This is a genomic window from Pseudomonas sp. AN-1 (genome assembly GCF_034057115.1).
Taxonomy (GTDB): domain Bacteria; phylum Pseudomonadota; class Gammaproteobacteria; order Pseudomonadales; family Pseudomonadaceae; genus Geopseudomonas.
On record NZ_CP139195.1, the window covers coordinates 3,537,090 to 3,558,236 of the forward strand.

18 protein-coding genes are annotated in these 21,147 nt (G+C 68.5%); all 18 read left to right on the forward strand.

The annotated features are described in order from the left end of the window. The first annotated feature begins 222 nt into the window (after positions 1-222). The 18 genes from mhpB (at position 223) to SK095_RS16860 (ending at position 21,044) form a co-directional block, all read left to right on the forward strand. Positions 223-1,179: a 3-carboxyethylcatechol 2,3-dioxygenase gene (mhpB, locus tag SK095_RS16775; RefSeq protein WP_320546886.1), complete on the forward strand. Its 957-nt coding sequence runs from the start codon at positions 223-225 to the stop codon at positions 1,177-1,179. Between the two features lie 26 nt (positions 1,180-1,205). After that, positions 1,206-2,075 carry an alpha/beta fold hydrolase gene (locus SK095_RS16780; RefSeq protein ID WP_320546887.1) on the forward strand — a complete coding sequence of 290 codons (870 nt, stop codon included), beginning with the start codon at positions 1,206-1,208 and terminating at the stop codon, positions 2,073-2,075. A 47-nt stretch (positions 2,076-2,122) separates the two neighbouring features. Next, positions 2,123-2,917 carry a 2-keto-4-pentenoate hydratase gene (gene mhpD / locus SK095_RS16785; protein WP_320546888.1) on the forward strand — a complete coding sequence of 265 codons (795 nt, stop codon included), beginning with the start codon at positions 2,123-2,125 and terminating at the stop codon, positions 2,915-2,917. Between the two features lie 32 nt (positions 2,918-2,949). After that, positions 2,950-3,885, forward strand: a complete 936-nt coding sequence (locus SK095_RS16790) for an acetaldehyde dehydrogenase (acetylating) (protein ID WP_320546889.1) — start codon at positions 2,950-2,952, stop codon at positions 3,883-3,885. Between the two features lie 11 nt (positions 3,886-3,896). Next, on the forward strand, positions 3,897-4,928 hold the full coding sequence (gene dmpG, locus SK095_RS16795; RefSeq protein WP_320546890.1) for a 4-hydroxy-2-oxovalerate aldolase: 1,032 nt from the start codon (positions 3,897-3,899) through the stop codon (positions 4,926-4,928). Between the two features lie 88 nt (positions 4,929-5,016). Continuing rightward, complete coding sequence (locus tag SK095_RS16800; RefSeq protein WP_320546891.1) at positions 5,017-5,409, forward strand: globin; 393 nt, start codon at positions 5,017-5,019, stop codon at positions 5,407-5,409. A 217-nt stretch (positions 5,410-5,626) separates the two neighbouring features. Continuing rightward, the gene (locus tag SK095_RS16805; RefSeq protein ID WP_320546892.1) at positions 5,627-6,673 is read left to right on the forward strand and encodes a WD40/YVTN/BNR-like repeat-containing protein; all 1,047 of its coding nucleotides are present in this window, start codon (positions 5,627-5,629) and stop codon (positions 6,671-6,673) included. Positions 6,674-6,710: 37 nt separating this feature from the next. Continuing rightward, positions 6,711-9,086 carry an efflux RND transporter permease subunit gene (locus tag SK095_RS16810; protein ID WP_320546893.1) on the forward strand — a complete coding sequence of 792 codons (2,376 nt, stop codon included), beginning with the start codon at positions 6,711-6,713 and terminating at the stop codon, positions 9,084-9,086. Between the two features lie 62 nt (positions 9,087-9,148). Beyond that, positions 9,149-10,756: a DUF1302 family protein gene (locus tag SK095_RS16815; protein WP_320546894.1), complete on the forward strand. Its 1,608-nt coding sequence runs from the start codon at positions 9,149-9,151 to the stop codon at positions 10,754-10,756. A 20-nt stretch (positions 10,757-10,776) separates the two neighbouring features. Next, positions 10,777-12,045, forward strand: coding sequence for a DUF1329 domain-containing protein (locus SK095_RS16820; protein ID WP_320546895.1), 1,269 nt, complete (start codon positions 10,777-10,779; stop codon positions 12,043-12,045). A 108-nt stretch (positions 12,046-12,153) separates the two neighbouring features. Next, positions 12,154-13,260 carry an alcohol dehydrogenase catalytic domain-containing protein gene (locus tag SK095_RS16825; RefSeq protein WP_320546896.1) on the forward strand — a complete coding sequence of 369 codons (1,107 nt, stop codon included), beginning with the start codon at positions 12,154-12,156 and terminating at the stop codon, positions 13,258-13,260. Positions 13,261-13,337: 77 nt separating this feature from the next. Further along, a complete protein-coding gene (locus SK095_RS16830; protein WP_320546897.1) occupies positions 13,338-13,883 on the forward strand; it encodes a cupin domain-containing protein in 546 nt (181 codons plus the stop codon). A 324-nt stretch (positions 13,884-14,207) separates the two neighbouring features. After that, the gene (locus SK095_RS16835) at positions 14,208-15,212 is read left to right on the forward strand and encodes an AraC family transcriptional regulator (RefSeq protein ID WP_320546898.1); all 1,005 of its coding nucleotides are present in this window, start codon (positions 14,208-14,210) and stop codon (positions 15,210-15,212) included. 216 nt (positions 15,213-15,428) lie between these two features. After that, positions 15,429-16,187: a glucose 1-dehydrogenase gene (locus SK095_RS16840; protein WP_320546899.1), complete on the forward strand. Its 759-nt coding sequence runs from the start codon at positions 15,429-15,431 to the stop codon at positions 16,185-16,187. A 152-nt stretch (positions 16,188-16,339) separates the two neighbouring features. Then, complete coding sequence (locus tag SK095_RS16845; RefSeq protein WP_320546900.1) at positions 16,340-17,674, forward strand: Rieske 2Fe-2S domain-containing protein; 1,335 nt, start codon at positions 16,340-16,342, stop codon at positions 17,672-17,674. 63 nt (positions 17,675-17,737) lie between these two features. Further along, positions 17,738-18,601: an alpha/beta hydrolase gene (locus tag SK095_RS16850; RefSeq protein WP_320546901.1), complete on the forward strand. Its 864-nt coding sequence runs from the start codon at positions 17,738-17,740 to the stop codon at positions 18,599-18,601. Further along, on the forward strand, positions 18,598-20,001 hold the full coding sequence (locus tag SK095_RS16855; protein ID WP_320546902.1) for an amidase: 1,404 nt from the start codon (positions 18,598-18,600) through the stop codon (positions 19,999-20,001). The genes SK095_RS16850 and SK095_RS16855 overlap by 4 nt, the downstream gene beginning before the upstream one ends. Before the next feature lie 68 nt (positions 20,002-20,069). Next, entirely contained in the window at positions 20,070-21,044 is a 975-nt protein-coding gene (locus tag SK095_RS16860) for an AraC family transcriptional regulator (protein ID WP_320546903.1), read from the forward strand. Positions 21,045-21,147 lie beyond the last annotated feature (103 nt).

Here is a 21,147-nt window from a genome sequence, read left to right on the forward strand (position 1 = left end):
CCGGGATAACGCCGTGACTCGGCGGAGCGCTGCGCAGCGGGGCGCTTCGCATAATCGGATCATTGCAGCCGCAACGCTTCTGGCGTGCCGCCCGTGCGGGCCGTCGCGCGGGCGGCGTTGCCCGAGCCCGCCACGGAGTCACCGGCCCATGATCGATGCGATGCCCCCGCGCAACCCTGTCCCGTACCGCCCCGTCGCTGCCGTCATGCGGGAGGCGCTGAGATGAGCGTCTACCTGCAGTGCCTGTCGCACACGCCGCTGGTGGGCCATGTCGATCCGGCGGCGGAGGTGCTGGCCGAGGTGGACGCCGTGGTGAGCGACGCCCGCCAGCGCATCGCGCGCTTCGACCCGGAGCTGGTCATCCTGTTCTCGCCGGATCACTACAACGGCTTCTTCTACGACCTGATGCCGTCGTTCTGCATCGGCATGGCCGCCCACGCCATCGGCGACTACGGCACGGCCGCCGGCCCGCTGGCCGTGCCCCGCGAGCTGGCCGAGGCCTGCGCGAGCGCGGTGCTGGAAGCCGGGGTGGACGCCGCGGTGTCCTACCGCATGCAGGTCGACCATGGCTTCGCCCAGCCGCTCGAGCTGCTGCTCGGCGGCCTGGAGCGCTGCCCGGTGATTCCGGTGTTCATCAACGCGGTCGCCACGCCGCTGCCGAGCTTCCAGCGCGCCCGCCTGCTCGGCGAGGCCATCGGCTGCTTCGCCCGCACGCTGGACCAGCGCGTGCTGCTGCTGGCTTCCGGCGGCCTCTCGCACCAGCCGCCGGTGCCCGAGCTGGCCAAGGTGGACGCGCGCATGGCCGAACGGCTCATGGGCGGCGGCCGCAACCTGCCGGCCGACGAGCGCGCGGCGCGCCAGCAGCGGGTGATCGATGCGGCGCGCGGCTTCGTCGACGACCCGCAGTCGCTGCACCCGCTCAACCCCGAATGGGACCAGGCGTTCCTCGACCTGCTGGCCGACGGCCGCATCGCCGAACTGGATCGCCTGGGCAACGCCGAGCTGTCGCGCCTGGCCGGCCGTTCCACCCACGAGGTGAAGACCTGGGTGGCCGCCTGCGCCGCCCTGTCGGCCTTCGGCCCCTACCGGGCCGGCGCGCGCTACTACCGGCCGATTCCCGAATGGATCGCCGGCTTCGGCGCGCTCAGCGCCCGGCCGGTCGGCCAGGCCGACGCCTGACCCCACCCGAGCAAGGAAAACAGCCCATGACGACCCCACCCCAGACCCCGAGCGAAGCGGCCAGCAGCCGCTTCGTGCGCATCCAGGACGGCGAACTCGACCTCAACATCCACTACAACGACTGCGGCGAAGGTGCGGAAACCGTGGTCATGCTGCACGGCTCCGGTCCCGGCGCCAGCGGCTGGGCCAACTTCAACCGCAACATCGAGCCGCTGGTGAATGCCGGCTACCGGGTGATCCTCATGGACTGCCCGGGCTGGAGTCGGAGCGATTCGATCGTCTGCAGCGGTTCGCGTTCCGACCTCAACGCCCGCGTGCTCGCGGGCCTGCTCGATGCCCTCGACATCGACCGCGTGCACATCCTCGGCAATTCCATGGGCGCGCACAGCGCGGTGGCCTTCACACTCGCCAACCCCGCGCGGGTCGGCAGGCTGGTGCTGATGGGCGGCGGCACCGGCGGCGCCAGCCCGTTCGTGCCGATGCCCACCGAGGGCATCAAGCTGCTGCAGGGCCTGTACCGCGAGCCGAGCATCGACAACCTGAAGAAGATGATGAGCGTGTTCGTCTACGACAGCAGCGAGCTGACCGAGGCGCTGTTCCAGGCGCGCCTGGACAACATGCTGGGCCGTCGCGACCACCTCGACAACTTCGTCAAGAGCCTGGCGGCCAACCCCAAGCAGTTCCCCGATTTCGGCCCGCGCCTGGCCGAGATCAGCGCGCCGACCCTGATCGTCTGGGGCAGCAACGACCGCTTCGTGCCGCTGGACAGCGGCCTGCGCCTGCTCGCCGGCATCCCCGACGCGCAGCTGCACGTGTTCAACCGCTGCGGCCACTGGGCGCAGTGGGAGCACGCCGACAGGTTCAACCGCCTGGTGCTGGACTTCCTCGGCCACTGAGCCGGCTGCGGCGCTTTTCCTTCCTTCGTCACTATTCGAGGCAACTCATGAGCGTGACCCAACAGACCCTGGAACAACTGGCCGCTGCCCTGCGCGGCGCCGAGGCGAGCGGGGCGGCCGTCGAGCCGCTGCGCGCTCTGATCGGCGAGGACAACGGCGCGGCCGCCTACGTCATCCAGCGCCTCAACGTCGCCCACGGCGTCGCCGCCGGCCGTCGCGTGGTCGGCCGCAAGATCGGCCTGACCAACCCCAAGGTGCAGGCCCAGCTCGGCGTCGACCAGCCGGACTTCGGCACCCTGTTCGCCGACATGGGCTACGGCGACAACGAGGTGGTGCCGTTCGGCCGCGTGCTGCAGCCGAAGATCGAGGCCGAGATCGCCCTGATCCTCGAGCGCGACCTGCCGCGCGTCGACACCACCTTCGCCGAACTGGTCGATGCCACCGGCTGGGTGCTGCCGGCGCTGGAGATCGTCGGTAGCCGTGTGCAGAACTGGAACATCCGCTTCGTCGACACCGTGGCCGACAACGCCTCCAGCGGCTGCTACGTGCTCGGTGGTCCGGCGCGGCGCATTGCCGACGTCGACCTGCGTCAGGCGGCCATGCGCATGACCCGCAACGGCGAGGAAGTCTCCAGCGGCAGCGGCGCCGAGTGCCTCGGCCATCCGCTGAACGCCGCGGTATGGCTGGCGCGCACCATGGCCGGCCTGGGCGAGCCGCTCAAGGCCGGCGACGTCATCCTCACCGGCGCCCTCGGCCCGATGGTCGGCGTGGCCGCCGGCGACCGCTTCGAGGCGGTGATCGAAGGCCTCGGCCAGGTCGCCGTCAACTTCTCGGCCGAGTGATCGGCGCGCTGCGTGCACAAGAGAACGACATCATGAAAAAACTCAAAGTCGCCATCATCGGCTCCGGCAACATCGGCACCGACCTGATGATCAAGATCCTCCGTCACGGCCAGAATCTGGAAATGGGCGCCATGGTCGGCATCGACCCGGCCTCCGACGGTCTGGCCCGCGCCGCCCGCATGGGCGTGGCCATCACCCACGAGGGTGTCGGGGGCCTGACCCGCATGGACGTGTTCAAGGACATCGACTTCGTCTTCGACGCCACCTCGGCCGGCGCCCACGTGAAGAACGACGCCTTCCTGCGCTCGCTCAAGCCGAACATCCGCCTGATCGACCTGACCCCGGCGGCCATCGGCCCGTACTGCGTGCCGGTGGTCAACCTGGAAGAAAACCTCGCCGCGACCAACGTCAACATGGTCACCTGCGGCGGCCAGGCCACCATCCCGATGGTCGCCGCGGTGTCGCGGGTGGCCAGGGTGCACTACGCCGAGATCGTCGCCTCGATCGCCTCGAAATCCGCCGGTCCCGGCACCCGCGCCAATATCGACGAGTTCACCGAGACCACGTCGAAAGCCATCGAAGTGATCGGCGGCGCCGCCAAGGGAAAGGCGATCATCGTCATGAACCCGGCCGAGCCGCCGCTGATCATGCGCGACACCGTGTTCGTGCTCTCCGAAGCGGTCGACCAGGCCAAGGTCGAGGCCTCGGTCGAGGAAATGGCCCAGGCCGTGCAGGCCTACGTGCCCGGCTACCGCCTCAAGCAGAAGGTCCAGTTCGACGTCATCCCCGAGGACAAGCCGCTGACCATCCCCGGCCACGGCACCTTCTCCGGACTGAAGACCTCGGTGTTCCTCGAAGTCGAAGGCGCCGCCCACTACCTGCCGGCCTACGCCGGCAACCTCGACATCATGACCTCCGCCGCGCTGGCTACCGCCGAGCGCATGGCCCTGTCGATGCTGAACGCCTGAGGAGACGTGCCATGACCTTCGACCCGAGCAAGAAGCTGTACATCTCCGACGTGACCCTGCGCGACGGCAGCCACGCCGTGCGCCATCAGTACTCGATCCAGAACGTGCAGGACATCGCCCGCGCCCTGGACGAGGCGCGCGTCGATTCCATCGAGGTGACCCACGGCGACGGCCTGCAGGGTTCCTCGTTCAACTACGGCTTCGGCGCGCACACCGACCTGGAGTGGATCGAGGCCGCCGCCGAGGTGATCAAGCAGGCGAAGATCACCGTGCTGCTGCTGCCCGGCATCGGCACGGTCCACGACCTCAAGGCCGCCTACGACGCCGGCGCCCGTTCGGTACGCGTGGCCACCCACTGCACCGAGGCGGACGTCTCCAAGCAGCACATCGAATACGCGCGCAGCCTGGGCATGGACACCGTCGGCTTCCTGATGATGAGCCACATGATCCCCGCCGAGCAGCTCGCCGCCCAGGGCAAGCTGATGGAGAGCTACGGCGCGCAGTGCATCTACATGGCCGACTCCGGCGGCGCCATGAACATGCAGGACATCCGCGACCGCATGCGCGCCTTCAAGGCCGTGCTCGATCCGGCCACCCAGACCGGCATGCACGCCCACCACAACCTGTCGCTCGGCGTGGCCAACTCCATCGCCGCGGTGGAGGAAGGTTGCGATCGCATCGACGCCTCGCTGGCCGGCATGGGCGCCGGCGCCGGCAACGCGCCGCTGGAGGTGTTCATCGCCGCTGCCGAGCGCCTGGGCTGGAACCACGGCACCGACCTCTATCGCCTGATGGACGCCGCCGACGACCTGGTGCGTCCGCTGCAGGACCGTCCGGTGCGCGTCGACCGCGAGACCCTCGGCCTCGGCTACGCCGGGGTGTACTCGAGCTTCCTGCGCCACGCCGAAGTGGCGGCGGCCAAGTACGGCCTGAAGACCCTCGACATCCTCGTCGAATTGGGCCGCCGGCGCATGGTCGGCGGCCAGGAAGACATGATCGTCGACGTCGCGCTGGATCTGCTGGCGGCCGGCAAGGGCCACTGAGCGGCCCGGCTGCATGCGGGCTGGCGGGCCGTGCTGCGGGGCCCGCCGTGCCCGCCTTGCCGGGGTACATGAGAGAGGAGAGAGGCGCATGCTGCCGACCAGTCGTGTGATGCAGAGCTACGGGCGCTGCTGCGCCAGCCCGGGCTTTTTCGATGACTTCTACCAGCGGTTTCTCGCCAGCTCGCCGGTGATCCGCGCCAAGTTCGCCGCCACCGACATGCTTGCGCAGAAGCATCTGCTGCGCGCCGGCATCCTCAACCTGGTGCTCCATGCGCGGGGGATGTCCGACTCCAAGCTGCGCGCGCTGGGGCAGAGCCACTCGCGAGAGGGGTTCGACATCCGCCCGGAGCTCTACGACCTGTGGCTGGATGCGCTGCTGCAGACGGTCGCAGAGCATGACCGGGAGGTGCGTGCCGAGGACCTGACGGCCTGGCGCGAGGTCCTCGGCAAGGGGATTGCCCTGATCAAGTCGTGCTACTGAAGGTGGCAGGGTCCTCCCGGCGCTGCCCGAGGAGGTTTGGGCCGATGCTTCGCTGCCGGAGCATCGGCCATTTTCTTGCCGGCAGGGGACGCTTGTCCGGGGAGTGCACGGGCGGAAATTAATCTGCACCAACGGGACAAGCCGCGCGGTGGGCGGATAGTTGCTCCTCCGGGGTCTCCATAAAGTGAGGTCAACGTCAACCCAGCGGACTTGACCCATGTCAACACTGATCAATATCGACCAAGCCACATCCCAGGTGGTGTCCCGTCCGGGCCTCGTCCAGCGCGGCACAAAGGTGCTCATGACGGTACTGCCCTGGGCCATCATCGGCGGCCTGCTGTGGGCGGGCCTGTTCATCAAGCCGCAGCCGGTGGGCGCCACCGTGACGCCGCCGCTGCTCGAGCGCCGCGACCACTTCTACGGCCTGGCCCTGTCGCCGGCCGGCGACGTCTGGGTCAGCGGCTCCGGCGGCAAGATCCTCGCCATCGCCGAGGACGGCAGGGTCAGCCGCCTGGCCACCCCGACCCAGCGCACCCTGCAGGACATCGCCGTGTGGGATGCCCAGCATGCGGTGGCGGTCGGCAACGACGGGGTGATCCTGTTCAGCGCCGACGGCGGGCAGAGCTGGCAGACCGCCCAGGACGTGCCGCGCTCGGAAGTCGCCAACAAGCTCAACCGGGTGCGCGTCGCGCCGGGCGGCCAGGCCATCGCCACCGGCGAGATGGGCGCGCTGCTGGTCAGCCGCGACTTCGGGCAGAACTGGCAGCGTCTGCGCGAGGAGGAGGACGTGGCCTGGAACGACGTGGCCATCCTCGACGACGGCCGCCTGCTGGTGGTCGGCGAGTTCGGCCGCATCCTGCTCGGCGACGTGCAGGGCCAGAACTGGGAGGAGATCGCCAGCCCGGTGCCGGCCTCGCTGATGTCGGTGCAGTTCCGCGACGCGCTGAACGGCGTGGCGGTCGGCCTGGAAGGCGCCCTGCTGGTCACCCGCGACGGCGGCCGGCAGTGGGACAGCGTCGACCTGGGCATCAACGATCACCTGTTCGACGTGCTCTGGGATGCCGGCAACGGCCGCTGGTTCGCCAGCGGCGCGCTGGGCCGTTGGGTGAGCGGCAGCGCCGACGGCGGCTGGCAGAGCGGCGCTCTCGACGAGCGCAACCTGGCCTGGCACACCCGCGCCCTGCTGGTCGGCACGGGCATCTGGCTGGCCGGCGCCGACGTCGGTCGCTGGGACGGCCGCCAGTGGTCGCCCGTGAACCCCTGAATCGCCTGACCTGGCCCCTCTTCTGCGAGATACGACCATGATCGAACGCATAGCCGAATTCTGCATCCGTCGGCGCGCCTGGGTGACCGGCGTGCTGCTCTGCCTGACCCTGATCCTCAGCTGGTTCGCGCTGCACATCGAGGTGCGCACCGTGTTCGAGGACATGCTCCCCTCGCGCCACGAGTACGTTGAGACCCACGAGAAGTTCAAGGACACCTTCGGCGGCTCGAACATGGTCACCATCATGTTCGAGGTGGAGGAGGGCGACATCTTCCAGACCGCCGTGCTCGACAAGGTGCGCAGCGTCACCCTCGGCCTGCGCGAAGTCTCGGCGGTCAACCAGTACCAGATCACCTCGCTGGCCTCGAAGAAGCTCAAGGAGGTGCGCGCCTCCACCGCGGGCATCGAGAGCCGCCCGCTGATGTGGCCCGACCTGCCGGCCGACGCCGAGGCGATGGCCGAGCTGAAGCGCTCGGTGCTGCGCAACCCGATGGTCTACGGGCCCTACGTGTCCAAGGACCTGCAGGCCACCCTGGTCACCGTCGACTTCATCGACCAGCAGGTCGACTACAGCAAGGTGTTCCACGAGGTCCGCGCGCTGATCGCCAAGGTCGACGACGGCAGCGTGAAGATCCGCGTGGTCGGCGACCCGATCCTCTACGGCTGGGTCAACCACTACCTGCCGGAGACCATCCAGCTGGTGCTGGCCGCCCTGGCGGTGACCCTGGTCATGCTGTTCGTCCTGCTGCGCACCTGGCGCGGGCTGTTCCTGCCGCTGCTGGCCGGCGTGGTCAGCGCGGTCTGGGCGCTGGGCATCTGCCGCCTGCTGGGCATCCACTTCGAGCCGCTGGTCATCGTGGTGGCCATGCTGATCACCTCGCGGGCGGTGTCGCACTCGGTGCAGATCGTCAACCGCTTCGACGACGAGATCGAGCTGCTGCCGCCGGGCACCGACACCGCGCGGATCGCCGCGCGCATCGCCCTGGCCGACCTGTTCCGTCCCGGCATGCTGGGAGTGATCGCCGACGCCGCGTGCATGGCGGTGGTGGCGCTGAGCCCGATCCCGATGCTGCAGAAGCTCACCGTGCTGTCGGTGGTCTGGGTGTCGACCCTGACCGTCAGCGCGGTGATCCTCACCCCGGTGCTGCTGTCGTTCATCCGCAAGCCGCACGGCATGGCCCATCCGCTCGACTGCCTGCCGGTGCTGCGCAAGGTGCTCGACCTGGCCGTGGCGGTCAGCCTGTCGCGGGCCCGCTACGCGGTGCTCGGCGTCAGCCTGCTGGTGGTGGTCGGCGCCGGCCTGTACTCGCTGAACCTGAAGATCGGCGACGCCAATCCCGGTTCGCCGATCCTCTGGCCGCAGGCGCAGTACAACCAGGACTCGGCGGCGATCAATGCGCGCTTCGAGGGCGTCGACCGCATGTTCGTGGTGCTCGGCGACGACAGCCGCCCCGACCTGATCAAGGGCAACGAGGCCCTGCAGGCGATGAACAGCTTCCAGCGCTTCATCGAGGCGCAGCCCGAGGTCGGCGGCTCGGTGTCGATCGCCGACGTGCTGCCGCAGGTCAACGCCAGCCTGCGCGAGGGCAACCCGCGCTATCTGGAGCTGGGCGACACGGGCAACCTCAACGGCAGCCTGATGGCCATGCTCGACTCGGTGTCGGAGCCCGGCGACATCTCGCGCTTCGCCGACGAGCATTACGCCAACGGCTCGGTGACCCTGATGTTCCGCGACCGCCAGGGCGAGACCATCCGCACCGCGGTGGCGCGCATCAAGGAGTTCATCGCCAGCCATCCGCTGAGCGAAGGCCAGTGGCACCTGGCCGGCGGCCTGATCGGGGTGATGGCCGCGGTCAACGAGATCATCCTGTCCAGCCAGATCGAGGCCATCGCCCTGGCCCTGCTGGTGCTCGCCGTGCTGTGCACCATCGTCTACCGCTCCAGCGTCGCCGGCATGCTGTTCATGGTCCCGGTGATCATCTCCAACATGCTGACCTTCGCCTTCATGACCTGGAAGGGCATCGGCATGAACATCAACACCGTGCCGGTGGCCGCGCTCGGCATCGGCCTGGGCGTCGACTACGCCTTCTACATCGCCGACCGCGTCAAGGAAGAGATCGCCGCCGGCAGCAGCCCCGAACACGCCATCCGCCAGGCCCTGCACAGCTCGGGCATGGGGGTCATCGTCACCGCCAGCGTACTGATCCTCGCCACCCTGCTGTGGTGGGTGTCCTCGCTGCGCTTCCAGGCCGAGATGGGCCTGCTGATGGCCATCTGGCTGAGCGTGTCGGCGTTCTCCGCGCTGTTCGTCATGCCCGCGCTGATCTACGTCTGCCGCCCGCGCTTCATCTTCGGCGAGCGCGCGCCGGAGCCGGCGGCCAGTGCCCAACCCGCCCCGTTCCAGCCGGCCTGAGACGGGATAACAACAACAAGAAACCATCGGTTCCTCGCTGCCAACCACTCTGGGGATAACACATGAACAAGCACGGCATTCCGGGTGCGCGCTCGCGCACCCCTCTGGACAAGCTCGCCCTGGCGATCGCCCTGGCCACCGCGACCACCCCGGCCTTCGCCGAAGACCGCCTCAAGGTCGACGGCTACCTGCGCCAGGAAATGTCCTGGAATATGAAGAACTGGGAGGACACCCCCGGCTACGACGACAAGGGCAAGCTGTCGATGGCGCGCAGCACCGCGCGCCTCAACCTGGAGTGGAAGGCCACCGAGGACGTGGCCGTGGTGGCCAAGCTGCGCGCCTCCCGCGAGGTGAAGACCAACTTCCTCGAGCACCTCGAGGAAATGGGCGCCTACAACTACCGCGCGGCCGACGGTCAGGGCGACATCATGGATCTCTACAACGACGAGGAGATCCGCGAGCTGTACGTCGACTTCCCGGTCGGCGAGCGCCTGCAGTTCCGCCTCGGCAAGCAGCAGATCGCCTGGGGCGAGACCGACTTCTTCGCCGCCAACGACCTGGTGCACGGCTTCGACTACACCTGGCGCAGCTTCCTCGAGCCGGCCAACGAGGAACTGCGCAAGGCCAACATCATCGCCAAGATGAACATCGACGTGCCGGAGCTGGACGGCGGCCTGGAAGTGTTCGTGCGCCCGGGCTGGGACCGCAAGGAGGACATCGGCACCGAGCTGGACATCTACGGCGGACGCTGGTCGAGCCAGCCGTACGCCGGCGTCGACTTCCGCAACATCGACCCGTACAACTTCGAGAACGACGAGGGCGACTACCGCGACGTCACCGGCGGCATCCGCTGGAACGGCCTGTACGGCGACACCAACTACTCGGTCTCCTACCTGAAGACCTTCTACCCGTCGCCGATCCTCAACGCCTCCAACAACCTCGCGCTGTTCGGCCAGCCGGGCGTGCCGTCCGGGGCGGAAACCAAGGGCACCGAGCAGACCCGCGGCCCGGCCGGCGAGATCATCTACCCGATGGTCGACATCTTCGGCTTCACCGCCAGCCGCTATTCGGAGTGGGCGGACGCGGTGTTCAGCACCGAGATGGCGTACATCAAGGATGCGCCCTACCAGATCCTGCAGTCGCCGCCGACCCTGATCAGCCAGGCCGTGGCCCCCGGCTTCGACGGCTACGCCACCAAGGACGTGGTCGCGCTGATGCTGCGCATGGACAAGAACATCGCCGCCACCCAGGACTGGCTGGGTACCGAGAAGCCGATGTTCTTCTCGGTGCAGCTGTTCGACAAGTGGGTGCAGAACTACGACGAGGACGACGCGCTGCTCTACAGCGTCGGCTGGGGCGGCAAGGTCAAGGAGCACTCGGTGCTCGCCACCGGGATCTTCGACCTCAGCTACAACAGCGGACGCATCCGCCCCAACCTGGTGGTCGGCGCCGACCTCAGCAACGGCGGCGGCTTCGCCGTGCCCTCGGTCACCTTCGAGCTGTCCAGCAAGCTGCGCTGGAAGGTCGAGTACGACGCCTTCTGGGGCAGCGACGCGCGCGACGGCGACAAGTGCGGCTTCCCGAATGCGGCCTCCTGCGACAACGCCACGCTGTTCGACTACTTCAACAACCGCGACCAGCTCTACACCAGCCTGACCTACCTGTTCTGATCCCCACCGGAGAGACCCACATGAACGCACTCCGCTTCCCCCTGCGCCACACCCTGACGGTCGGTCTCCTCGCGGCGGCCGGCAGCCTGTCGACCCTCGCCATGGCCGCCGAACTGCCGGCGGGCACGGTGATTTCCGCCGCCAACCTCGACCAGGTCAAGAACGACACCTTCGAGGGCCACAGCATCGCCAGCCTGCTCACCGAGAAGATGGAATGGCGCATCCGCAACAACGGCTGGAAGCTGCCGCTGGCCAAGTCCAGGGAAGTGCCGCTCGACCCGCGCTGGGTCAAGGCCTCGCAGGCCAACGAGGGCAAGGCCGTGCTCAACAAGGAAGCCTGCCGGGTGGACAACTGGGGCGCCGGCGCGCCCTTCCCGAACATCGACATGAAGGACCCGCAGGCCGCCGAGAAGCTGGTGTGGAACTGGCACCTCGGCCAGCTGGTCGGCGACGTCTCCCAGGTGCCGCAGTACACCCAGCTGCTGATCGACGGCAAGAAGGGCGTGCACGCCGAGCCGGTCGCCGAGTTCAGCCGCTACAGCATGAAGGGTCGCCTGACCAGCGAGCAGGCGGTGGAAGGGGACGGCAGCGAGCGTGGCCGCCAGCTGCTGTACTTCAAGTCGCCCTCCGACATGAAGGGCCTCGGCACCTACACCGTGATGTACGACTCGGACAAGGTCAACAGCGTGTGGGCCTACATCCCCGCCGTGCGCCGGGTGCGCCAGCTGTCCGGCGGCGCCTGGATGGATCCGGTCGGCTCCTCCGACCAGCTGCAGGACGACCTGGAGATCTTCAACGCCCGGCCGTGCTGGTACCCCGAGTACAAGCTGCTCGGCAAGCGCTGGGTGCTCGCCGTGGCCAACAGCAAGACCGGCCTGTGGAATCCGCAGGGCAAGAGCTTCGCCGAGAAGTACCCGGTGGTGGAGGACGCCGCGCCCTTCTGGAACATGAACAACAACGACTTCGAACCGCGTGAGGTCTACGTCATCGAGGCGATCACCCCGTCGGCGCACCCGTACAGCAAGAAGGTGCTGTACATCGACGCGAAGTACCCGCGCTTCTACTACGCCGAGGCCTACGACCGCAAAGGCGAGTTCTGGAAGTTCATGGAGTTCCATTCCTACTCCAACACCGCCGACGGCGACATCCGTACCACCGCCGGGGCGGTCATCGACTTCCAGCGCAACCACGCCACCCTGTCGATGATCGACACCAAGTCGTGGAAGACCAACTTCGACGCCAAGGCCAGCGACTTCTCCCTGCAGACCCTGCAGCGGGTTGGCCGCTGATTCAGCGCCACGTCTGGCGGGACCGGTTCGCGCCGGTCCCGCCATTCCCTTCCAGACAGAGCCGTCCGGCAGCCCTGGCGGGCTGTCCGGTCAGCGGAGAACAACAAGATGCCGACCATGAAAGCCGCGCGCCTGCACCAGATCGGCGCGCAATTCGTCCTCGACGAGGTGCCGGTTCCGGCACCCGGCGCCCACGACGTGCTGGTGAAGGTCGAGGCCAGCACGGTGATCCCCAACCTGAAGAACGTCACCACCCACTTCCCCGAGTGGTACCCGTTCCTGCCGCTGCCGGCGCTGCCGGCGATCTTCGGCCTCGACTCGGCCGGCACCGTGGCCGCGGTCGGTTCGGCGGTCACTTCCTTCAAGCCGGGCGACCGCGTCTACGTCAATCCCGGCATCGGCTGCGGCGAGTGCCGCCACTGCAAGCAGGGCGAGACGCCGCGCTGTGCGGCCTACACCTTCCTCGGCTACTTCGGCTTCGGCCCCGGCTCGCAGGCGATCTTCGCGAAGTATCCCTACGCCGGCTACGGCGAGTACCTGACCGCGCCGGCCAGCAACCTGGTGCGCCTGCCGGACAACCTGTCGAGCGCCCAGGCCACCCGCTTCGGCTACCTCGGCACCGCCTACTCGGCGATCCGCAAGGCCGCCCTGCGCCCGGCGCAGAGCATCCTGATCCTCGGCGCCAGCGGCACCCTCGGCGTCGGCGCCACCCTGCTGGCGCTGGCCTTCGGCGCCGCCCGGGTGGTGGTCGCCGCCCGCGACCGCGCGGCGCTGGAGCGCCTCAAGGAGCTGGACCCGCGGCGGGTGGAGATCGTGCCGATCGGCGCGCGGCCGATCCGCGAGCAGGTGCTGGAACTGCTGCCGGACGGCGTCGACGCCATGCTCGACACCCTCGGCGCCAAGGCGCCGGCCGCGCTGTCGGTGGACGCCATGGGCGCGGTCGGCCGCGGCGGGCGCATCGTGCAGATCGGCGGCGTCGCCGGGCCGATCCCCATCGACCCGCATCCGTTCATGTGCCAGCAGCTGCAGTACATCGGCTCGCTGTGGTTCACCACCGCCGAGGGCGACGAGATGGCCCGCATGGTCGAGTCGGGCCTCCTCGACCTGTCGCTGCTGGAGGAGCGCGCCTATCCGCTGGCGCAGCTCAACCAGGCGCTCGAGGACATCCAGAGCCAGGCCAACGGCTTCACCAACTTCCACATCGTCCACGGCTGACCCTCAGCCCCTGCGGCGACGCGGGCCGTCGGCGTGAGCGGACGGCCCGCGCCCGCACCACAACGGAGCACCACGGCATGCAAACGCAGCGCATCGTCACCGGCCACGATCAGGCCGGCCGCTCGACCGTCGCCAGCAGCGGCCCGCTGCCCAGCGTCGGCGAATTCCGCCAGTTCCCCGGCTTCGCCGTCGAGCTGATCTGGCAGACCGCCCCCGGGCCCATTCCCGCGCATCCAGTCGATCCCGCCTGCCCGCCGCACTCGGTGCTGCCGGCCGCCGGCGGCAGCTGCGCGATGCGCGTCACCTTTCCACCCCAGCACGCGGCCATCGCGGCGGACTTCGATCCGCAGGTGGCCGCCCGCGAACTGTGCGAACGGCTGCCCGGGCTGGGCGAGCTGTTCGAGGCCGACGCCCCCGGTTTCCACCGCTCCGACACCATCGACTACGGCGTGCTGCTGGAGGGCGAACTCACCCTCGAGCTGGACGACGGCGAGCGGGTGCTGCGTCAGGGCGATGTGGTGGTGCAGATGGGAACCCGGCATGCCTGGCGTAACACCGGTAACAGCCCGGCGCGGATGCTGTTCGTGATGGTGGGCGCGGCGCGCGGGAAGTCAGTTGCGTAATTTCTAAATAGTCTAATTTTTCGACTTTACAGAGCGATTCGGCGCTTATCTGGAAGCGAATGCTCTGAAACAGGAGGGTTTTTCGTAACTGGTATCTTTCTTGCTTTGAAGTGTGTGGAGCGTTCGATTTTCCGGTTGTGTTACGCGGTTTTACCGGTAACGGCGGACTCTGCGCATGGTGGGACGACAGACAGGGAGAGCGTTTGCACCAACAGGGATCACTCCGGAGCCGCATGCGTGCCAGTTCAGCGAGCGGAGTGAGGGTAGCGGTGATGAACAACGACCATGCGCCTTATAAGAAAAAAGATAGAGGCTGAACGAAGTATGAATAGTCTGATGTTTGCCACGGCGACGCCCCCGGACGCCGTGCTGGCCAAGTTCGAGGTATGCCACACCCAGGATCTCGAAGAAGCGCGCCGCTGGGGCGAACGCATCTTCTGCGAGAACCGCCTGCGCCACCAGGATCGCCAGGCGCCGGTCGACACGCGCATCTACTACCGGCGCCTTGGCGGCATCGGCGTGGGGCGCATGAGCTACGGCAGCGACATCACCATCGACCCCGGCGTGCTCGATACCTTTTCCCTGGTCATGATGCCGATCCGTGGCCAGGAAGTGATCGAGTTCGGCAGCCGCCAGGTGTGCTCGACCCCCACCCAGGCCTCGGTGCTCAACGCCCACCTGCCGTGCCGCATCCACCATCGCAAGGACACCGAAAAGCTGATCATGCGCGTCGACCGCAGCCTGCTCGAGCGCATCTGCCAGCAGCACCTCGGTCGCACCCTGGCCAAGCCGGTGGAGTTCCAGCCGGACATGCCGCTGGACACCGCCGAGGGGCAGCGCTGGATGCGCATGGTCGGCTGGATCTACGACAACCTGTCCCACGACGAGGGCAGCCTGCCGCCGCTGCTCGCCGCGCAGTTCGAGCAGGCGATGGTCACCGCGCTGCTGACCTGCCAGCCCAACAACTACAGCGCCGAGCTGTGCGCCGACGAGACGCAGTCGATCGCGCCGTCGTTCGTCAAGCGCGTGGAGCGCTACATCGAGGAGCACGCCCACGAGCCGATCTCCATCGTCGAGATGGCCGAGCACGTGGGGGTCAGCAGCCGCTCGCTGTTCGCCGGCTTCCGCCGCTTCCGCAACACCTCGCCGATGCTGTACCTGAAGGAAGTGCGCCTGCGCCGCGTGCACGAGGAGCTGCAGCAGGGCAGCGCCGGCAGCACCACGGTGACGGCGGTGGCCTTCCGCTGGGGCTTCAGCCATCTCGGCCATTTCACCACCGACTACAAGCGCCGCTTCGGCGAGAGCCCGTCGGAAACCCTGGCGCGCTGACGCCGCGACGAGGAGGGCGCCGGCCCTCCTCGGCTTTCGGCGCTCATCTGGCGCAAGCACTCCTTCGCCTTCCCGGGCCGCGCCGCGGCAGGAATCTGCTCTGTCGGGATAGACGCGTGACTTCTCGGAGCGCTGGCGGGGAGCCTCCTTCCTATGATCGAGCCGGGGCGCCTTCCGCGCGGCCCGGCTCATTTCCCATTCCAGGAGGCTCGCTAGATGAACCCTGACTACCAACTGCAGGACAAAGTGATCATCGTGACCGGTGGCGGCAGCGGCATGGGCCGCGATGCCAGCCTGGCCCTGGCCAGGGCCGGCGCCCGGGTGGTGATCGGCAACCGCAACGCCCGGGCCGGCGCCGATCTGCTCGAGGAAATCGTCGCCGCCGGCGGGCAGGCGCTGTTCCGCGCCACCGACGTGTCGCGGCCGGCCGACTGCCAGGCGCTGGTGGCGCTGGCCATGGAGAAGTACGGACGGGTCGACGGGGCGTTCAACAACGCCGGCCTGCAGCGCGAGTTCACCGACGTGCACGAGACGCCGGTGGAGGACTTCTCCGATGTCATCGACATCAACCTCAAGGGCATCCTGTACATGATGAAGTACGAGACGGCGGCGATGCTGCAGAGCGGCGGCGGCGCCATCGTCAACAACGCCTCGATCTTCGGTCTCAAGGCGATGCCGAAGACCGCCTACTACGTGGCCTCCAAGCACGGCATCGTCGGCGCCACCCGCGCCGCCGCGCTGGACTACGCCACCCGCGGCATCCGCGTCAACGCGATCTGCCCGGGGCCGATCAAGACGCCGAGCTTCGACCGCGTCACCGGCGGCGACGCGCACATGTACGACGACGGGGTGCCCATGCATCGCGTCGGCCAGCCGCAGGAGGTCAGCGCGGCGGTGCTCTGGCTGCTCTCCGGGCACTCCTCCTACATCACCGGCGCCACCCTGTCGGTGGACGGCGGAATGTCGGCCGAGTAGGCATGGAGCCCCCTCTTTCTTCTTTTCTGCACTGCCGGGATAACCCCCTCGGTCATTGGAGCGTCAGGCAAGTCCCTGCTTCTTAGGATGACTCTCAAGGGTGCCGCACAGGGCGGCACCCACTCTCCAAGTCAGCCTTCCGGGGGTTTCCAATGTCCGAGCAACCCATCGTCCGTCGCCGCCAAGTCAAGACCGGCATCAGCGATGCCCGCGCCAACAACGCCAAGACCCAGAGCCAGTACCAGCCGTACAAGGACGCCGCCTGGGGCTTCATCAACCACTGGTACCCGGCGCTGTTCACCCACGAGCTGGGCGAGGACCAGGTCGAGGGCATCCAGATCTGCGGCATCCCGATCGTCCTGCGCCGCGTCGACGGCAAGGTGTTCGCCCTCAAGGACCAGTGCCTGCACCGCGGCGTGCGCCTGTCCGAGAAGCCGATGTGCTTCAACAAGAGCACCATCTCCTGCTGGTACCACGGTTTCACCTTCGACCTGGAGAGCGGCAAGCTGGCGACCATCGTCGCCAACCCGGACGACAAGCTGGTCGGCACCACCGGCATCACCACCTACCCGGTGCACGAGGTCAACGGCATGATCTTCGTGTTCGTCCGCGAGGACGACTTCCCGGACGAGGACGTGCCGCCGCTGTCCTCCGACCTGCCGTTCCGCTTCCCGGAGAACAGCGACCGCTTCCCGCACCCGCTGTGGCCGGCCTCGCCGAGCGTGCTCGACGACAACGCCGTGGTGCTCGGCATGCACCGCACCGGCTTCGGCAACTGGCGGATCGCCTGCGAGAACGGCTTCGACAACGCGCACATCTTCGTCCACAAGGACAACAGCATCGTCCACGTCAACAACTGGGTGCTGCCGCTCGGCCTGCTGCCGGTCGGTGACGACGCCATCCAGCTGGTCGAGGACGACAACGGCCCGAAGGGCATGATGCAGATGATGTTCACCGAGAACTGGCAGCCGGTGCTGGAGAACGAGGAACTCGGTCTCAAGGTCGACGGCGTCAACGGCCGCTACTACCGCACCTCGGTGGTGCTGCCGGGCGTGCTGATGGTGGAGAACTGGCCGCAGGACCACGTGGTGCAGTACGAGTGGTACGTGCCGATCACCGACGACACCCACGAATACTGGGAAGTCCTGGTGCGCGTGTGCAACACCCCCGAGGAGCGCGCCAAGCACGAGTACCGCTACGAGACCGTGTACAAGCCGCTGTGTCTGCACGGCTTCAACGACTGCGACCTGTACGCCCGCGAGGCGATGCAGAACTTCTACGCCGACGGCACCGGCTGGGACGACGAGCAACTGGTGGCCACCGACATCTCGCCGATCACCTGGCGCAAGCTGTCCTCGCGCTGGAACCGCGGCATCGCCAAACCCGGCCGCGGCGTGCAGGGCTCGGTCAAGGATCTCAGCCTGATCTTCAAGCAGACCGCCGACGGCCACCGCCCGGGCTACAAGGTCAAGAAGATCGAAGAGTAAGTCCGCTTCGCAGTCCGGCGCGCGCCCCTCGCGCCGGGCTGCGGGCAACCGGGAGCCTGTCGCATGCATAACGACGTCTTATCTCGCAGCCATTTCGTCACCGTGGATGGCGTGCGCCTGCACTACCGTATGGTCGACGGCCCGGCGGGCAGCCTGCCGGTGATCTTCACCCACGGCGGCGGCCCCGGCAGCACCGCCTGGAGCAATTTCCGCCTCAGCGCGCAGGCCTTCGCCGCCAACCACACCTGCTACTTCCTCGACTTCGCCCAGTACGGCGGCTCCGACATGGTGCCGGTCGAGGGGCCGGCGCTCGCCTGGCACGCGCGCAAACTGCTGGGCTTCATGGACGCGCTGGGCATCCCGCGCGCCCATCTGGTCAACCAGTCGTTCGGCGGCTGCGTGGCGACCCGCTTCGCCGCCGACCATCCCGAGCGGGTCGGCCGCCTGGTCATGATCGGCTCGCAGCCGGTGGCGCGCGGCGTGCTGCAGCCGCTGCCGCTGTTCAGCAAGCATGCCGCGACCCTGATGAGCGACTACTACTTCGCCGGCGGCGGACCGAGCCTGGCGAAGATGCGCGAGCTGATCTGCCGCTACGAGCTGCACGACGACGCCAAGCTCGACGAGGAGACCCTGCGCCTGCGCTACGAGGCCAGCGCCAACCCGGCGCTGCTCGAGCTGCTCAACACCCCCGGCGCCTTCGGCGAGTGGGAGGACCTGACCGCGGTGTTCGCCTGCGTGCAGGCACCGACGCTGATCCTCTGGGGCCTGCACGACTGGTTCGGCGGCATCGACGTGCCGATGCTGATGCTCAACCGCTTCGCCGACGCGCGCCTGCACGTCATGGGCAACGCCGCCCACCACCTGCAGAGCGAGTGCCCGGACGAATTCAACGCCGTGGCGACGGCCTTCATCGGAGGCTACGCATGAACACTCCCAGCGATCTGCACTACCTGGAGATGCACGAGCTGTCGCTGCTGATCCGTACGCGCAAGCTGTCGCCGGTCGAGGTCGCCGAGGCCCAGCTGGCGCGCATCGAACGCCTCGACGGCGCGCTGCACAGCTACGCCCACGTGGCGGCCGAGCAGGCCATGGCGCAGGCGCGCCAGGCCGAACAGGAGCTGATGCGCGGCCAGTGCCGCAGCCCGCTGCACGGCATCCCGCTGGCAGTGAAGGACCTGTTCCACACCGCCGGCATCCCCACCGCGGCGGGCATGGCGATCCATCGCGAATTCATCCCCAAGGAAGACGCCACCGTGGTGGCGCGCCTGCGCGAGGCGGGCAGCGTGCTGCTCGGCAAGCTGCAGATGACCGAGGGCGCCTTCGCCACCCATCACCCGGCGTTCGCCGCGCCGGTCAATCCGTGGGGCGCTGGGCACTGGGCCGGCGCCTCGTCCAGCGGCTGCGGCGTGGCCACCGCCGCCGGGCTGTGCTACGCCGCGCTGGGCACCGACAGCGGCGGCTCGATCCGCTTCCCCTGCGCGGCCAACGGGCTGACCGGCCTCAAGCCGACCTGGGGGCGGGTCAGCCGCCACGGCGCCTTCGAGCTGGCCGCCAGCCTCGACCACGTCGGGCCGCTCACCCGCAGCGCGCGCGACGCGCTGTTCCTGCTGTCGACCATCGCCGGCCACGATCCGCTGGACCCCACCTCGCTGCCCAGCGTGTGCCTGGAGATCCCCGGCATCGAGGAGTCGTTCCACGGCCTGCGCATCGGCGTCGACGAGGCCTGGCTGAGCGACGGCGTCGACGAGGAGATCGTCGAGGCCCTCGACGAGGTGCTGACCATGATCCGCGCCGGCGGCGGCAGCCTGGTGCGCGTGCGCATGCCGGACACCCGCGCGGTGAGCGCCAACTGGGAGAAGCACTGCGGCGTGCAGACCGCGGTGGCGCACGCCGCCACCTACCCGAGCCGCGCCGGCGAATACGGCCCGGCGCTGAGCCGGCTGATCGACGGCGGCCGCGCACTGTCCGGCATGGACTACCAGCGCGTGCTGCTCGACGCGCAGCGCTTCACCGGCGAACTGGAGTGCGTGCTGGGCGAGGTCGACCTGCTGCTCGCCCCGGTGCAGCCGTATGCCGCGCCGACCCACGCCCAGCTCGGCGCGCTGGCCCAGGACCCGGAAGCCAACCGCCGGCTGATCCAGTTCACCGCGCCGTTCAATGTCAGCGGCCACCCGTGCCTGAGTGTGCCGATCGGCTTCACCACCGGCGGCCTGCCGATCGGCGGCCAGTTCATCGCCGGCAAGGGCGGCGAGGGCGTGCTGTGCCGCGCTGGCATGGCGCTGCAGAAGGTCAGCGACTGGCATCGGGTGCGTCCGGCCGGGCTATAACGGCCGGGCCGGGGCCGGCGCAGGGGGCGTAGCATTCAGGTTGCCAACAGGGGGGAGGGGCGCCGGTCATGAATGCCACCAACCGGGTCGAAGAGCTGTGTTCGCAGGATCCCGACGAGACCCGCCAGCTGGTGGCGTCGGTGTTCTGCGAGCATCGCCTGGAGGTCCGCCAGGCGCCGGACGGCCTCGACTACCGGCATCATCACCTGCGCACCGGGCACCTCAGTTTCAGCCGCATGGGCTATGGCGCCGAGGTGCGCGTCTCGCCCGGCGAGCTGGGCTCGTTCTATCTGGTGCAGCTGCCGCTGGCCGGGCATGACCGGCAGCGGGTCGGGCGGCACGAGCTGCTCAGCGACAGCCGCTGCGGCAGCGTGCACGGGCCGGACGAGCATCTGGCGATGCACTGGAGCGCCGACTGCCACAAGCTGGTCGTGCGCATCGAGCGGGGCGCGCTCGAACAGCATGCCGTCGCGCTGCTTGGCTGCGCGCTGCACGATCCGCTGACCTTCGCCAACCCGATGGATCTGGGCTGCGCCCACGGCGCCGCCTGGGGCCACACCGCCCGGCAGCTGTTCGACCAGCTGCAGCGCGCCCCGCAGCTGTTCGAGCTGCCGCTGGTGCGCACGCAGTTCGAGCAGACGCTGATGACCACCCTGCTGGCCTGGCAGCCCAACAGCCTGAGCGCACGGCTGGGCGAGCCGGCGGCCAGGGTACTGCCGCGCCACGTCAAGCTGGCGGTGGACTTCATGCGCGCCCATCCCGAGCAGTCGATCAGCGTGGCCAGCCTGGCGGCCATCAGCGGGGTCAGCGGCCGCTCGCTGTACAACGGTTTCCAGCAGTTCCTCGGCGTCAGCCCCATGCGCTACCTGCGCGATCTGCGCATGGAGCGGGTGCGCGAGGATCTGCTCGATCCGCGCCAGCCGCGCAGCGTCACCGCGATCGTCACCCGCTGGGGCTTCTTCCAGCTGGGGCGGTTCGCCATCGAATACCGCCGGCGCTATGGCGAGACACCCCGGGAGACCTTGCTCAAGGCCCGCATCTAGTGCCTTTTGCCGCCGTTAGGGCGGCATTTCTGCCCGAAAATGGTGCGTTTCATATTTCTGCAATTTCCGCATGCTGGCTGCGGGAACTGCATATTCGCCCCGC